Origin of the sequence: Luteimonas dalianensis, from assembly GCF_049339425.1 — a bacterium.
Lineage (GTDB): Bacteria > Pseudomonadota > Gammaproteobacteria > Xanthomonadales > Xanthomonadaceae > Luteimonas > Luteimonas dalianensis.
Genome location: NZ_JBMPPO010000001.1, coordinates 262,090 through 275,666 on the forward strand (window position 1 = coordinate 262,090; position 13,577 = coordinate 275,666).

At 68.7% G+C, this 13,577-nt stretch carries 13 protein-coding genes; 7 read left to right on the top strand and 6 right to left on the bottom strand.

From position 1 onward, the window contains the following. Nucleotides 1–111: 111 nt before the first annotated feature. From ACOZ90_RS01270 to infA, 3 genes are all read left to right on the top strand, one after another. On the top strand, nt 112–513 hold the full coding sequence (locus ACOZ90_RS01270) for a VOC family protein (protein ID WP_422891807.1): 402 nt from the start codon (nt 112–114) through the stop codon (nt 511–513). Between the two features lie 22 nt (nt 514–535). Next, a complete protein-coding gene (aat, locus tag ACOZ90_RS01275; protein ID WP_422891808.1) occupies nt 536–1,288 on the top strand; it encodes a leucyl/phenylalanyl-tRNA--protein transferase in 753 nt (250 codons plus the stop codon). Between the two features lie 91 nt (nt 1,289–1,379). Then, nucleotides 1,380–1,598 carry a translation initiation factor IF-1 gene (infA, locus tag ACOZ90_RS01280; protein WP_095209467.1) on the top strand — a complete coding sequence of 73 codons (219 nt, stop codon included), beginning with the start codon at nt 1,380–1,382 and terminating at the stop codon, nt 1,596–1,598. A gap of 100 nt (nt 1,599–1,698) precedes the next feature. On the opposite strand, the gene clpA is transcribed toward infA, so the two are convergent. Both clpA and clpS read right to left on the bottom strand, forming a co-directional pair. Continuing rightward, nucleotides 1,699–3,981, bottom strand: a complete 2,283-nt coding sequence (gene clpA, locus ACOZ90_RS01285; RefSeq protein ID WP_422891809.1) for an ATP-dependent Clp protease ATP-binding subunit ClpA — start codon at nt 3,979–3,981, stop codon at nt 1,699–1,701. 78 nt (nt 3,982–4,059) lie between these two features. After that, the gene (gene clpS / locus ACOZ90_RS01290) at nt 4,060–4,380 is read right to left on the bottom strand and encodes an ATP-dependent Clp protease adapter ClpS (RefSeq protein ID WP_422891810.1); all 321 of its coding nucleotides are present in this window, start codon (nt 4,378–4,380) and stop codon (nt 4,060–4,062) included. Between the two features lie 97 nt (nt 4,381–4,477). Between clpS and ACOZ90_RS01295 the strand changes: the two genes are divergently transcribed. The 3 genes from ACOZ90_RS01295 to hflD are packed head-to-tail and all read left to right on the top strand — an operon-like array spanning nt 4,478 to nt 6,788. Further along, the gene (locus ACOZ90_RS01295) at nt 4,478–4,966 is read left to right on the top strand and encodes an NUDIX hydrolase (RefSeq protein WP_422891811.1); all 489 of its coding nucleotides are present in this window, start codon (nt 4,478–4,480) and stop codon (nt 4,964–4,966) included. Nucleotides 4,967–5,022: 56 nt separating this feature from the next. Continuing rightward, entirely contained in the window at nt 5,023–6,186 is a 1,164-nt protein-coding gene (gene mnmA, locus ACOZ90_RS01300; RefSeq protein ID WP_422891812.1) for a tRNA 2-thiouridine(34) synthase MnmA, read from the top strand. After that, nucleotides 6,186–6,788, top strand: a complete 603-nt coding sequence (gene hflD, locus ACOZ90_RS01305; RefSeq protein WP_422891813.1) for a high frequency lysogenization protein HflD — start codon at nt 6,186–6,188, stop codon at nt 6,786–6,788. The genes mnmA and hflD overlap by 1 nt, the downstream gene beginning before the upstream one ends. 60 nt (nt 6,789–6,848) lie before the next feature. Here hflD and ACOZ90_RS01310 read toward each other — a convergent pair whose 3' ends face one another. The 4 genes from ACOZ90_RS01310 to ACOZ90_RS01325 form a co-directional block, all read right to left on the bottom strand. Further along, entirely contained in the window at nt 6,849–7,205 is a 357-nt protein-coding gene (locus tag ACOZ90_RS01310) for a DUF3817 domain-containing protein (RefSeq protein ID WP_422891814.1), read from the bottom strand. 80 nt (nt 7,206–7,285) lie between these two features. Then, a complete protein-coding gene (acnB, locus tag ACOZ90_RS01315) occupies nt 7,286–9,874 on the bottom strand; it encodes a bifunctional aconitate hydratase 2/2-methylisocitrate dehydratase (RefSeq protein WP_422891815.1) in 2,589 nt (862 codons plus the stop codon). A gap of 43 nt (nt 9,875–9,917) precedes the next feature. Next, on the bottom strand, nt 9,918–10,346 hold the full coding sequence (locus ACOZ90_RS01320; RefSeq protein WP_422891816.1) for a type II toxin-antitoxin system VapC family toxin: 429 nt from the start codon (nt 10,344–10,346) through the stop codon (nt 9,918–9,920). Next, nucleotides 10,343–10,636: an AbrB/MazE/SpoVT family DNA-binding domain-containing protein gene (locus ACOZ90_RS01325; RefSeq protein WP_422891817.1), complete on the bottom strand. Its 294-nt coding sequence runs from the start codon at nt 10,634–10,636 to the stop codon at nt 10,343–10,345. Before ACOZ90_RS01325 ends, ACOZ90_RS01320 begins: the two co-directional genes overlap by 4 nt. A gap of 172 nt (nt 10,637–10,808) precedes the next feature. On the opposite strand from ACOZ90_RS01325, the gene acnA reads away from it, so the two are divergent. Next, a complete protein-coding gene (acnA, locus tag ACOZ90_RS01330; protein ID WP_422891818.1) occupies nt 10,809–13,556 on the top strand; it encodes an aconitate hydratase AcnA in 2,748 nt (915 codons plus the stop codon). Nucleotides 13,557–13,577 lie beyond the last annotated feature (21 nt).

The following is a 13,577-nucleotide window of genomic DNA, read 5'->3' on the forward strand; positions in this document are numbered from 1 at the left end:
CACTTACCTCCAGGTCAGCACACACGAAAATGTAACCAATTGAATTCATTGGAAATTCCAGCAATATCGACGTCCCCGATCCGGGGCGCAAGCAGAAACCAAGGTAACCCAATGAACAAGGTCATGTGGTTCGATATTCCCGTTCGCGATCTCGATGCCGGGGCCGGCTTCTACCAGCAGGTATTCGGCTGGGAGGTGCGCCCGCGCCACCCGGACGACGATGGCGGCGCGCTGAGCTTCCGCGTCGCCAGCACCGCGGACACCCTGCCCGACGGCACGCCGAATACCCCGGGCGCGATCAACGGCGGAATCGTGACGCGCGACATCGGCATCCGCCAGCCCACCATCCTGGTGGAGGTGGACGATCTGGAAGCGGCCCTGGAACGGATCGTCGATGCCGGCGGCTGCATCGTCGCCCAGCCGCGGACGCTTCCGCTGGCCGGCGGCCGTTTCGCCTACTTCGAGGACCCCGACGGCAACATCTCCGGGCTGTGGCAATGGCTACCGGGTTGAACGGCTCCCCTACAATCGGTGCATGCACTTCCGCCCGCCGCTGCTGCCCGCCGATCCGGAGGCGCCGTTCCCGCCGGCGGAGTCCGCGCTGCGCGAGCCGGACGGGCTGCTGGCGATCGGCGGGGACCTGTCCCCCGCCCGCCTGCTCAACGCCTACCGGCACGGCATCTTTCCCTGGTACTCGCAGGGCCAGCCGATCCTGTGGTGGTCGCCGGATCCGCGCCTGCTGTTCCACACCGACGGCGTGCGGCTGTCCTCGCGCTTCCGGCGCAGCCTGCGCGGCAGCGGCTGGCAGCTGCGGGCGGATACCGCCTTCGCCGAGGTGCTCGATGCCTGCGCCGCCGCGCCCCGCCGCGGCCAGAGCGGCACCTGGATCACCCCGGCGATGCGCCAGGCCTACCTGCAGCTGCACCTGCTCGGCCACGCCCACAGCGTGGAGGTGTACGACGGCGCGCGCCTGGCGGGCGGCATCTACGGGGTGGCGGTGGGCCGCATGTTCTTCGGCGAAAGCATGCTCAGCGCACAGTCCGGCGGCTCCAAGGCCGCGCTGGCCGGGCTGGCCGCCTGGCTGCACCGGCAGGGCTGGCCGCTGATCGACGCCCAGGTGGAAAATCCCCACCTGCTGAGCATGGGGGCCGAGCGCTGGCCGCGCACGCGCTTCCTGGCCGAGGTCGAACGCCTGGCGGCGGCGCCGGAGGCCCCGGGCACGTGGCGCGAGGCATTCGGATCCATCCCGGCCGCCGACCTGGCCCCGCCCTCCCCGTCCGCCGGCTGAACCCCGCTTTTGCGGGGATCATGCCCGCATGGCATAATGATCCGCTGTTTTCAGGGTCGGCACCTGCCGCCCGCCAACCGACACAGGACGCATGGCGAAAGACGACGTCATTGAATTTGAAGGCACCGTTTCCGAGACCCTCCCGAACACCATGTTCCGGGTCAAGCTCGAGAACGGGCACGAGATCATTGCCCACATCTCCGGGCGGATGCGCAAGCACTACATCCGCATCCTCACCGGCGACCGGGTCAAGGTGGAGATGACTCCCTACGACCTGACCAAGGGGCGCATCACCTACCGGATGAAATAAGCGCGCATAGTGCTCCGGAAACGAAGAAGGCGGCCATTGGCCGCCTTCTTGCGTTCAGCAGAGCCCCATTTGTAGGAGCGCGCCAGGACGGGCCAGCGCCCTAGTCCACCGACGCGGGCAGCAGCTTCTCCGGCTCCTGCCAGGTTTCGATCACCAGCTCGTCGTCCTTGACGTCCACGCTGACCCGGCCGCCGCCCACCAGCTTGCCGAACAGCAGCTCGTCGGCCAGCGGACGCTTGATCCGATCCTGGATGATCCGCGCCATCGGCCGCGCGCCCATCTGCGGGTCGAAGCCGTTCTGGGCCAGCCACTCGCGGGCCTCGGGGCTGGCGGTGACGGTGACGTTCTTTTCCTGCAGCTGGGTCTCCAGCTCGATCAGGAACTTGTCCACCACCCGCAGGATGTGATCCATGCCCAGCGCCTGGAACTGCACGATCGCGTCCAGCCGGTTGCGGAACTCGGGCGTGAACGCCTTGCGGATCGTCTCCATCGCATCGGTGCTGTGATCCTGCTTGGTGAAGCCGATGGTGCGCCGCGCGGCCTGGGTGGCCCCGGCATTGGTGGTCATCACCAGGATCACGTTGCGGAAGTTCGCCTCGCGCCCGTTGGTATCGGTGAGCGTGCCGCGATCCATCACCTGCAGCAGGATGTTGAAGATGTCCGGGTGGGCCTTCTCCACCTCGTCCAGCAGCAGCACGCAGTGCGGGGTCTTGACGATCTTCTCGGTCAGCAGGCCGCCCTGGTCGAAGCCGACGTAGCCCGGGGGCGCGCCGATCAGGCGGCTCACGGAGTGCGACTCCATGTACTCGGACATGTCGAAGCGCACCAGCTCGATCCCCAGCTGCAGCGCGAGCTGGCGGGTGACCTCGGTCTTGCCCACGCCGGTGGGGCCGGCGAACAGGAAGTTGCCGATCGGCTTGTCCGGGTTGCCCAGGCCCGAGCGGGCCAGCTTGATCGCGGACGTCAGGGTGTCGATCGCCGGATCCTGGCCGAAGATCACCATCTTCAGGTTGCGCTCCAGGGTGGCCAGCACGTCCTTGTCCGAAGCGCTGACCTGCTTGGCCGGGATGCGCGCCATCTTGGCGACGATGGTCTCCACTTCCTCCACGTCGATCAGCTGCTTGCGCACGTCCTCGGGCAGCAGCCGCTGGCGCGCGCCGGCCTCGTCCATCACGTCGATGGCCTTGTCCGGCAGCAGCCGGTCGGCGATGTGCTTGACCGACAGATCCACCGCCGCCTGCAGCGCGTCGTCGGCGTAGGAGACGTCGTGGTGCGCCTCGTACCTGGGCTTGAGCCCGCGCAGGATCTCGTAGGCCTCGCCGGTGGTCGGTTCGACCACGTCGATCTTCTGGAACCGCCGCGCAAGCGCCCGATCCTTCTCGAAGATGCCGCGGTATTCCTGGAAGGTGGTCGAACCGATGCAGCGCAGCTCGCCCGAGGCCAGCGCCGGCTTGATCAGGTTCGAGGCGTCCATGGTGCCGCCCGAGGCCGAGCCGGCGCCGATGATGGTGTGGATCTCGTCGATGAACAGGATCGCGCCGTCGTGCTTGCGGATCGCCGTGAGCACCGCCTTCAGGCGCTTCTCGAAGTCGCCGCGGTACTTGGTGCCGGCCACCAGCGCGCCCAGGTCGAGCGAGTAGATGGTGGCCTCGGCCAGCACCTCGGGCACCTCGCCGTCGACGATGCGCTTGGCCAGGCCCTCGGCGATGGCGGTCTTGCCCACGCCGGCCTCGCCCACGTACAGCGGGTTGTTCTTGCGCCGCCGGCACAGGATCTGGATGGTGCGCTCGATCTCCTCGGCGCGGCCCACCAGCGGGTCGATCTTGCCTTCGCGCGCCTGCGCGTTGAGGTCGGTGGCGTACTCGGCCAGGGCATCGCCCTTGGCCTCGCCGCCGCCCTCGGCGCCGCCGGCCTCGGGCTCCTCGCCCGGGGCGGCCGGCTCGTCCTCGCCCATCTTGGCGATGCCGTGCGACAGGTAGTTCACCACGTCCAGCCGGGTCACGTCCTGCTGGTTGAGGTAATAGACCGCGTGCGAGTCCTTCTCGCCGAAGATCGCCACCAGCACGTTGGCGCCGGTGACCTCCTTCTTGCCCGAGGACTGCACGTGGTACACGGCGCGCTGCAGCACGCGCTGGAAGCCCAGCGTGGGCTGGGTGTCGCGCCCGTCACCCTCGTCCAGCTTGGAGACGGTGGTGAGGATGGCCTGCTCCAGGTCGGAGCGCAGGCGGTGGAAATCGGCGCCGCAGGCCTTGAGCACGGCCTCGGCGGAGGGGTTGTCGATCAGCGACAGCAGGAGGTGTTCGACCGTCATGTACTCGTCGCGCGCCTCGCGGGCGCGCTTGTAGCACTGGCCGATGGTGTATTCGAGATCCTTGCTGAACATGGGGCTGGGTGCCTCCGAAAATTGCTACTGCTGCCTTGGATGGGGGCTGCAACGGCGGATTTCCATTGCCCTCCCCGTTTACGCCCTTTCCATGGTGCAAAGCAATGGGTGCTGGTTCATTCGCGAGTAATCGTTCACCTGCGCGACCTTGGACTCTGCCACTTCGCGGCTGTAGATGCCGCAGATCCCGCGGCCGCGGGTGTGCACGTGCAGCATGACCTGGGTCGCCCGCTCCACGTCGAGCGAGAAGAACCGCACCAGCACCTCGACCACGAAATCCATCGGGGTGTAGTCGTCGTTGAGGATGATCACCGAGTACAGCGGCGGGCGCTTGACCTCCGGCCGGCCGGTCTGCACCGCGACGCCGTGGTCGCGCTCATGGTCGTTGCTGTGTGGCATGGCGCCGATTATACGGGGCCGGCGCGGCGGCCACGTAGACGGCGGATGGCCCGCGGCGGACAATGACGGCCTGTTTTGCCGCCCCCGGGGCCCGATCATGAGCTACCGCGAAGGACGTTTCTGGCAGCCGGACGTCACCGTGGCCACCCTGGTGGTCGACGGCGGGCGCCTGCTGTGCGTGGAGGAACGGGCCGGCGGCCGGCTGGTGATCAACCAGCCCGCCGGCCACCCGGAGCCGGACGAGAGCCTGGTCGACGCCGCCGTGCGCGAGACCCTGGAGGAAACCGCCTGGCAGGTGCGGCTGACCGCATTCGTGGGCGCCTACCAGTGGAAGGCCCCGGTGCTGGCCGACGGCAGCGGCGGGCGCCACTACCTGCGCTTCGCCTTCGCCGGCGAGCCGGTGTCCCACGATCCGCAGCGGCCGCTGGACGAAGGCATCCTGCGCGCCCTGTGGCTGACCCCGGGCGAGCTGCAGGAGGCCGCCGACCGCCACCGCAGCCCGCTGGTGTGGCGCAGCGCCGCCGATTTCCTCGCCGGCCGCCGCTACCCGCTGTCGATGCTCAACCAGCTGGCCGACGCCGGCTGAGGCCGGCCCCGGCCGCGGCTTGCCGCCGCGGCCCATCGGCCCCATCTGTGAAGCATATGCAGACTCCCCGCACCATCATCGGCCTGTCAGGCGGCGTCGACTCCTCGGTCGCCGCCCTGCTGCTGCGCGAGGCCGGCGAGCCGCTGGCCGGGCTGTTCATGCAGAACTGGGCCGACGACGGCAGCGGCGACTGCCGCGCCGACGACGACCGCCGCGACGCGGTGGCGGTGGCCGGCGGGCTGGGCATCCCGATCCATTTCCGGGATTTCTCCGGCCAGTACTGGGAGGAGGTGTTCGAACACTTCCTGTCCGAATACGCGGCTGGCCGCACCCCCAACCCGGACGTGCTGTGCAACCGCGAGGTCAAGTTCAAGCACTTCCTGGACGCGGCGCGCGAGCTGGGGGCCGGGCGCATCGCCACCGGCCACTACGCCCGCATCGATCGCGAAGGCGGGCGCTGGCGGCTGCTGCGCGCGCGCGACGCCGGCAAGGATCAGAGCTATTTCCTGCACCAGCTGGGCCAGGAGCAGCTGGCGGCAACCGCGTTCCCGCTGGGCGAGCTGGAAAAGACCGACGTGCGCGCCATGGCCCGCCAGGCCGGGCTGCCGACGGCGGCGAAGAAGGATTCGACCGGGATCTGCTTCATCGGCGAGCGCGACTTCCGCGAGTTCCTGGGCCGCTACCTGCCCGCCCGCGCCGGCGAGATCCGCACTCCGCAGGGCCAGGTGCTGGGCGAGCATCCGGGCGTGTTCTATTTCACCCTGGGCCAGCGCGAGGGCCTGCAACTGGGCGGCGTGCGCGGCTTCCGGCCGGCGCCGTGGTACGTGGTGGGCAAGGACGTGGCCAGCAACGTGCTGTACGTGGATCAGGGCGGCGACAGCCCGTGGATGATGTCCGGCACCACCTGGAGCGAGCCGGCGCACTGGATCTCCGGTTCGCCTCCCGCCTCCGCGTTCGAATGCCTGGCGCAGTCGCGCTACCGGCAGCCTCCCGAGCCGTGCCGGGTGCGGGTGCTGGACGACGGGCGCCTGGAGGCCGTGTTCGAACGCCCCCAGCGCGCCGTCACCCCCGGCCAGTCGCTGGTGCTCTACGACGCCGACGTGTGCCTGGGTGGCGCGGTGATCGAGGCGACCGACGCCCCGCTGGATCGCGGCCGCAACCGGACTGCGGGTACCATTGGCAGCTTCGAATCCGCCCCACGGAGTGCAGCAGCCGGATGATGCAGGAACGTGTACTGGCCCTCGCCGGCCTGGCCCAGGCGCTCAAGCAGGTGCGCCGGATCGCCGAAACCGGACAGGCCGACGCCGCGGTGCTGGCCACCGCGCTGGAAAGCGTGTTCCACACCGACGCCGGCTCGGTGGAGGACGTGTACGGCGGCGCCGACGGCGTCCGCCCCGGCCTGCGCCTGCTGCACGGCTACTTCAACAACCTGCCCGACGACGAGCAGCTGCCCAAGCTCGCCCTGGCGGTGATGCAGCTGGAACGCCGCTTCATCAACGACCACGACATGGTGCAGCGCGTCCAGCGCGGCATCGTCCAGGCCCGCAACGAGGCCCAGCGCGCCGGCAGCAGCACCCATCCGGAGGTGCTGGCCACGCTGGGCACCCTGTACGCGGAAACCGTCAGCAACCTGCGCCCGCGGGTCATGGTGCAGGGCAACCCGCACTACCTGGGCCAGGCCGACATCGTCTCCGAGATCCGCGCGGTACTGCTGGCCGCCCTGCGCTCGGCCGTGCTGTGGCGGCAAATGGGCGGCAACTACCTGGACTTCCTGCTGCGGCGCAAGCAGCTGCTGGGGACCGTGGAGCAGATGCTGGGCTGAGCCGCCGCCGGCTCCAGCGGCGACTCCACTGCCCGCGCGGACGGGCCGCAACAACTGGCGTCAGCGGGACTCCGTTTCCGGAGCCCTCGCAGTCGCCGTCCCCGACAGCATCCCGCGCCTGCGGAACCAGAACTCGACCGGCAGCGTCGCCAGCGGCGGGATCGCGGCAAGCACCGCCAGCAGCAGCGCCCACATCGGCCAGCGCAGCCTGGCCCCGGCGACGAACGCGACCACCAGGTACAGCAGGAACGCGCCGCCGTGCAGGCGGCCGAACAGCCAGACCCCGGCATCGGTCGTACCGGTGACGTACTTCAGGTACATGCCCACCAGCAGCCCGGCCCAGGTGAAGGCCTCGACCAGGGCGACGATGGAGAAGACTTTGCCAGCTGGCGACAGCGGTTGGCGTGGTGGCGGCATGCTCGGGTTCCGGGTTGGAAAGTGAAGGAAAACGCCCCGGGGTTCCGGGGCGTCTTCGGGTTGCAGCTGGCTGGGGCCGATCAGGCCGTGGCCTCCTCGGCCTCCCGGTATTCCTCGATCTGGTCGAAATTCATGTACCGGTAGATCTGCGCGCCGTGCTCGTCGATCACGCCGATGTCGGTCAGGTACTCCTCGCGGGTCGGGATCCGACCCAGCCGCGAGCAGATCGCCGCCAGTTCCGCCGAGCCCAGGTACACGTTCGCGCCGCGGCCCAGGCGGTTGGGGAAGTTGCGGGTCGAGGTGGACATCACCGTCGCCCCCTCGCGCACCTGGGCCTGGTTGCCCATGCACAGCGAGCAGCCCGGCATCTCCAGCCGCGCACCGGCGGTGCCGAAGGTGCCGTAGTGGCCTTCCTTCGTGAGTTCGGCCGCGTCCATCTTGGTCGGCGGCGCGACCCACAGGCGGGTCGGGATGTCGCGCTTGCCTTCCAGCAGCTTGGCAGCGGCACGGAAGTGGCCGATGTTGGTCATGCACGAGCCGATGAAGACCTCGTCGATGGTGTCGCCGGACACGTCGGACAGGGTCTTGGCATCGTCCGGGTCGTTCGGGCAGCACACGATCGGCTCGACGATTTCGTCCAGGTCGATCTCAATCACCGCCGCGTACTCGGCGTCGGCGTCCGGCTCCAGCAGCTGCGGATCCTTCAGCCACTCTTCCATCTTGTCGATCCGGCGCTGGATGGTGCGCGCGTCGGAGTAGCCCTGGGCGATCATCCACTTCAGCAGCGTGATGTTGCTGTTGAGGTATTCGATGATCGGCGCCTTGTCCAGGCGCACGGTGCAGGCGGCGGCGGAGCGCTCGGCCGAGGCGTCGGCCAGTTCGAAGGCCTGCTCGATCTTCAGATCCGGCAGCCCCTCGATCTCCAGGATGCGGCCGGAGAAGATGTTCTTCTTGCCCTGCTTGGCGACCGTCAGCAGGCCCTGCTTGATGGCGTACAGCGGAATCGCGTGCACCAGGTCACGCAGGGTCACGCCCGGCTGCAGCTTGCCCTTGAAGCGCACCAGTACCGACTCGGGCATGTCCAGCGGCATGACGCCGGTGGCGGCGGCAAAGGCCACCAGGCCGGAGCCGGCCGGGAAGGAAATGCCGATCGGGAAGCGGGTGTGGCTGTCGCCGCCGGTGCCGACGGTGTCGGGCAGCAGCATGCGGTTGAGCCAGCTGTGGATGATGCCGTCGCCCGGGCGCAGCGAGACGCCGCCGCGGGTGGAGATGAATTCCGGGAGCGTGTGGTGGGTCTTCACGTCCACCGGCTTCGGGTACGCGGCGGTGTGGCAGAACGACTGCATCACCAGGTCCGAGCTGAAGCCCAGGCAGGCCAGGTCCTTGAGCTCGTCGCGGGTCATCGGGCCGGTGGTGTCCTGCGAGCCCACGGTGGTCATCTTCGGCTCGCAGTAGGTGCCCGGGCGCACGCCCTGCCCCTCCGCCAGGCCGCAGGCGCGGCCGACCATCTTCTGTGCCAGGGTGAAGCCCTTGCCGCTGTCGGCCGGCGCGGCCGGCTGGCGGAACAGGTCGGCCGCCGGCAGGCCCAGCGACTCGCGCGCACGCGCGGTCAGGCCGCGGCCGATGATCAGCGGGATGCGGCCGCCGGCGCGCACCTCGTCGAACAGCACATCGGACTTGAGCTCGAATTCGGCGATCACCTCGCCGTCCTTGAGCGCCTTGCCCTCATACGGGCGCAGCTCGACCACGTCGCCGTGCTCCATCTGCGACACGTCCAGTTCGATCGGCAGCGCGCCCGCGTCTTCCATGGTGTTGTAGAAAATCGGCGCGATCTTGCCGCCCAGGCATACGCCGCCGGCGCGCTTGTTGGGGATGTACGGGATGTCGTCGCCCGTCCACCACAGCACCGAGTTGGTGGCCGACTTGCGGCTGGAGCCGGTGCCGACCACGTCGCCGACGTAGGCGACCAGGTGGCCTTTCTCCTTCAGCTTCAGGATCTCGCCGATCGGCCCGCGCTTGCCGTCTTCCTCCGGCACGAACGGCGCGTCCGGACGCTTGTTCTTGAGCATCGCCAGGCCGTGCATCGGGATATCCGGGCGGGTGGTGGCGTCCGGGGCTGGCGACAGGTCGTCGGTGTTGGTCTCGCCGGGCACCTTGAACACGGTGATGGTCATCGACTCGGGCACTTCCGGGCGGTCGGTGAACCACTCCGCGTCGGCCCAGCTCTGCATCACAGCCTTCGCATTGGCGTTGCCGGCCTTCGCCTTCTCCTCCACGTCGTGGAAGGCGTCGAACACCAGCAGGGTCTTCTTCAGGCCGTCGGCGGCGATCGCGCCCAGGGCGTCGTCGTCCAGCAGCTCGATCAGCGGCGAGACGTTGTAGCCGCCGAGCATCGTGCCCAGCAGCTCGGTGGCGCGCTCACGGCCGATCAGACGGTTCTTCTCGCTGCCAAAGGCCAGCGCGGCCAGGTACGAGGCCTTGACCTTGGCGGCGTCGTCGACGCCGGCCGGCACGCGGTGGGTGATCAGGTCGAGCAGGAAATCTTCCTCGCCGGCGGGCGGGGCCTTGAGCAGCTCGATCACGTCGGCGGTCTGCTGCGGCGACAGCGGCAGCGGCGGGATGCCGAGGGCTTCGCGCTCGGCGACGTGTTGGCGATAGTCTTGCAACATGTGGGGGTACTCCGGAAAGTCGTGGGGATGACAGCGTGGTTGGTCAAGTGGCCCTGGGTACGATCACCCTCAGCCCCTTGAAGTAATCGCGGAAAAAGCCGGCATCGCGGGTAATCAAGCCGCCGCATTGCAGCAGGGCGTGGGCACCGACGATGAAGTCCGGGACGGTGCGCGGCAAAATCGCAGCGGCGGCTCCGCCGGTGCGACGACGCTGGTTGAAGCGGCGCTGCATTTCACCGGCACGAACCGCGGAGCGGCGCTCCACCGGCAGATAGCGCATGCCCATGTCCTCGACCACGTCCATGATGTCGGCGCCGTGGCCGAGACCGGCGGTGATCTCGCTCACCACCACGTCGCACAGCACCACCGGGCCGCGGGCGAGCGCGTCGCGCACGCACTGCTCGGCGGCATCGGCCGTGGCCGGGTCGTCGCCGAGCAGGTCGATCAGCACGTTGGTATCGACGGCGATCACTTCCCGGCGCCCGGCTCGCCGTCGTCCGGATCGCGGAGCACCTCGAACGGCTCCAGGGGGTCGCCCGGCGCGCGCCCGCGCAGTTCGCGCATGACGTCGTCGGTGCTCACGCCTTCGGGCAGCTTGAAGCGCCCGCGGGCGCGGGAAATGGCGTCGCTCACGTCCTTGCGCAGGATGATGCGCCCGCCGTCCAGCTCGACCTTCAGGGTCGTGCCCTTGGCCAGGCCCAGGGCGTCACGCACCGCCTTGGGCAGGGTGATCTGGCCGCGTTCGGCAACGGTGACTTCCATCGGGGAACCCTCGTGGGCAAGGCGGGTACGGGGCCATTATACATACTTGTTCATACATACTCGCGCCCCCATACCCGGCCGGGACACCGTTCCGTCACCGAAGCTGAACGGGAAGTCCGTACACTTGTACGAACGCCCCGAGCCAACGCATTGCAGCCACAGGAGGTTCCCCATGGCCGATTCCTTCGCCACCCACGCCACGTTCCAGGTCAACGGCAAGACCTACACCTACGCCAGCCTGCCCAGGCTGGGCGAGCGCTTCGACATCGCCCGCCTGCCCTTCTCGATGAAGATCCTGCTGGAGAACCTGCTCCGCCACGAGGACGGCGTGAGCGTGCTGCCCAGGCACATCGAGGCGGTGGCCAACTGGGATCCCAAGGCCGAGCCGGATACCGAAATCGCCTTCATGCCCGCCCGCGTGGTGCTGCAGGACTTCACCGGCGTGCCCTGCGTGGTCGACCTGGCGGCGATGCGCGACGCGGTGGTCAAGCTGGGCGGCCGGCCCGAGCAGATCAACCCGCAGATCCCCTCGGAGCTGGTGATCGACCACTCGGTGCAGGTGGATGCGTTCGGCCGCAACGAGGCGCTGGACATCAACGGCCGCATCGAGTTCGAGCGCAACAAGGAGCGCTACGGCTTCCTGCGCTGGGGCCAGAACGCGTTCCAGGACTTCAAGGTGGTGCCGCCCAATACCGGCATCGTGCACCAGGTGAACCTGGAGCACCTGGCGCGGGTGGTGTTCGAGCGTGAGATCGACGGCACGCTGTGGGCGCTGCCGGACACGGTATTCGGCACCGACTCGCACACCACCATGATCAACGGCATCGGCGTGCTGGGCTGGGGCGTGGGCGGGATCGAGGCCGAGGCGGCCATGCTCGGCCAGCCCTCCTCGATGCTGATCCCGCAGGTGGTGGGCTTCAAGCTGACGGGCAAGCTGCCCGAGGGCGCCACCGCCACCGACCTGGTGCTGACCGTCACCGAGATGCTGCGCAAGCACGGCGTGGTCGGCAAGTTCGTCGAGTTCTTCGGCGACGGCCTGCAGCACCTGCCGCTGGCCGATCGCGCCACCATCGGCAACATGTCGCCCGAGTACGGCGCCACCTGCGGCATCTTCCCCATCGACGCCGAAGCGATCCGCTACCTGCGCCTGTCCGGGCGCAGCGAAGAGCAGATCGCCCTGGTGGAGGCCTATGCGAAGGCACAGGGCATGTGGCACGAGCCGGGCGCGCCCGAGGCGCAGTACTCGGCGGTGCTGGAACTGGACATGGGCACGGTACAGCCGTCGCTGGCCGGCCCGCGCCGCCCGCAGGACCGCGTGCTGCTGGGAGACATGAAGCAGAACTACAACGACAACGTCGGCCCGCTGGTGTCGCGCCGCGAGGCCGCCCGCGATCCCCAGCTCAACCGCTTCGACAAGGACGGCGGCGACCAGCCCCAGGCAGAGCGCCTGGCCGCCAAGCCGGTCTCCACCATCTGCATGGATGACTGCGAACACCAGATCCAGGACGGCTCGGTGGTGATCGCGGCCATCACCTCCTGCACCAACACCTCCAACCCGGCGGTGATGATCGGCGCCGGCCTGGTGGCCCGCAACGCGGCCGCCAAGGGCCTCAAGCCCGCACCGTGGGTGAAGACCTCGCTGGCCCCCGGCTCGCTGGTGGTCACCGACTACCTGAAGAAGGCCGGCCTGATGGACGACCTGGAGCAGATGGGCTTCTATCTGGTGGGCTACGGCTGCACCACCTGCATCGGCAACTCCGGGCCGCTGCTCAAGGCGGTCTCCGACGGCATCGCCGAGAACGACCTGGCGGTGGCCTCGGTGCTCTCGGGCAACCGCAACTTCGAGGGCCGCATCCACCCCGAGGTGAAGATGAACTACCTCGCCTCGCCGCCGCTGGTGGTGGCCTACTCGATCGCCGGCACGGTCGACATCGACCTGACCAGCGAGCCGCTGGGCAAGGACAGCGACGGCAACGACGTGTACCTGCGCGACATCTGGCCCAGCAACCGGGAAATCGCCGACACCATCGCCGCCACCGTCGGGCCGGAGCAGTTCCAGCGCAACTACGCCGACGTGTTCAAGGGCGACGAGCGCTGGAACGCGATGGAATCGCCTGAAAGCGAACTCTATCCCTGGAGCGACGAATCCACCTACATCAAGAACCCGCCCTACTTCGACGGCATGACAATGGACGTGGGCAGCATCAGCGACGTCATCGGCGCGCGCGTACTCGGGCTGTTCGGCGACTCGATCACCACCGACCACATCTCCCCGGCCGGCGCGATCAAGGCCGACTCGCCCGCGGGCCGCTACCTGCAGGGCCGCGGCGTGCAGCCGGCCGACTTCAACAGCTACGGTTCGCGCCGCGGCAACGACGACGTGATGGTGCGCGGCACCTTCGCCAACATCCGCATCAAGAACCTGTTCTTCGACGGCGAGGAAGGCGGCAACACGCTGTACTTCGGCGCCACCCCGCCGGAGAAGATGTCGATCTACGACGCGGCCATGAAGTACCGGGAAGACGGCGTGCCGCTGGTGGTGATCGCCGGCCACGAGTACGGCACCGGCTCCTCGCGTGACTGGGCGGCCAAGGGCACCAACCTGATGGGCGTCAAGGCGGTGATCGCGGCCAGCTTCGAGCGCATCCACCGCTCCAACCTGGTGGGCATGGGCGTGCTGCCGCTGCAGTTCAAGGACGGCGAGAACGCACAGACCCACGGCCTGGACGGCACCGAGACCTTCGACATCACCGGGCTGGAGGACGGCAAGGCGCGCACCGCGACGGTGGTTGCGCGCAAGGCCGATGGCGGCGAGAAGCGCTTCGAAGTGGACGTACTGCTGCTCACCCCCAAGGAAGTCGAATACTTCCGCCACGGCGGGCTGCTGCACTACGTGCTGCGCGACCTGGCTTCCCGCTGACCTTGACCCGTGCCCTGCGCC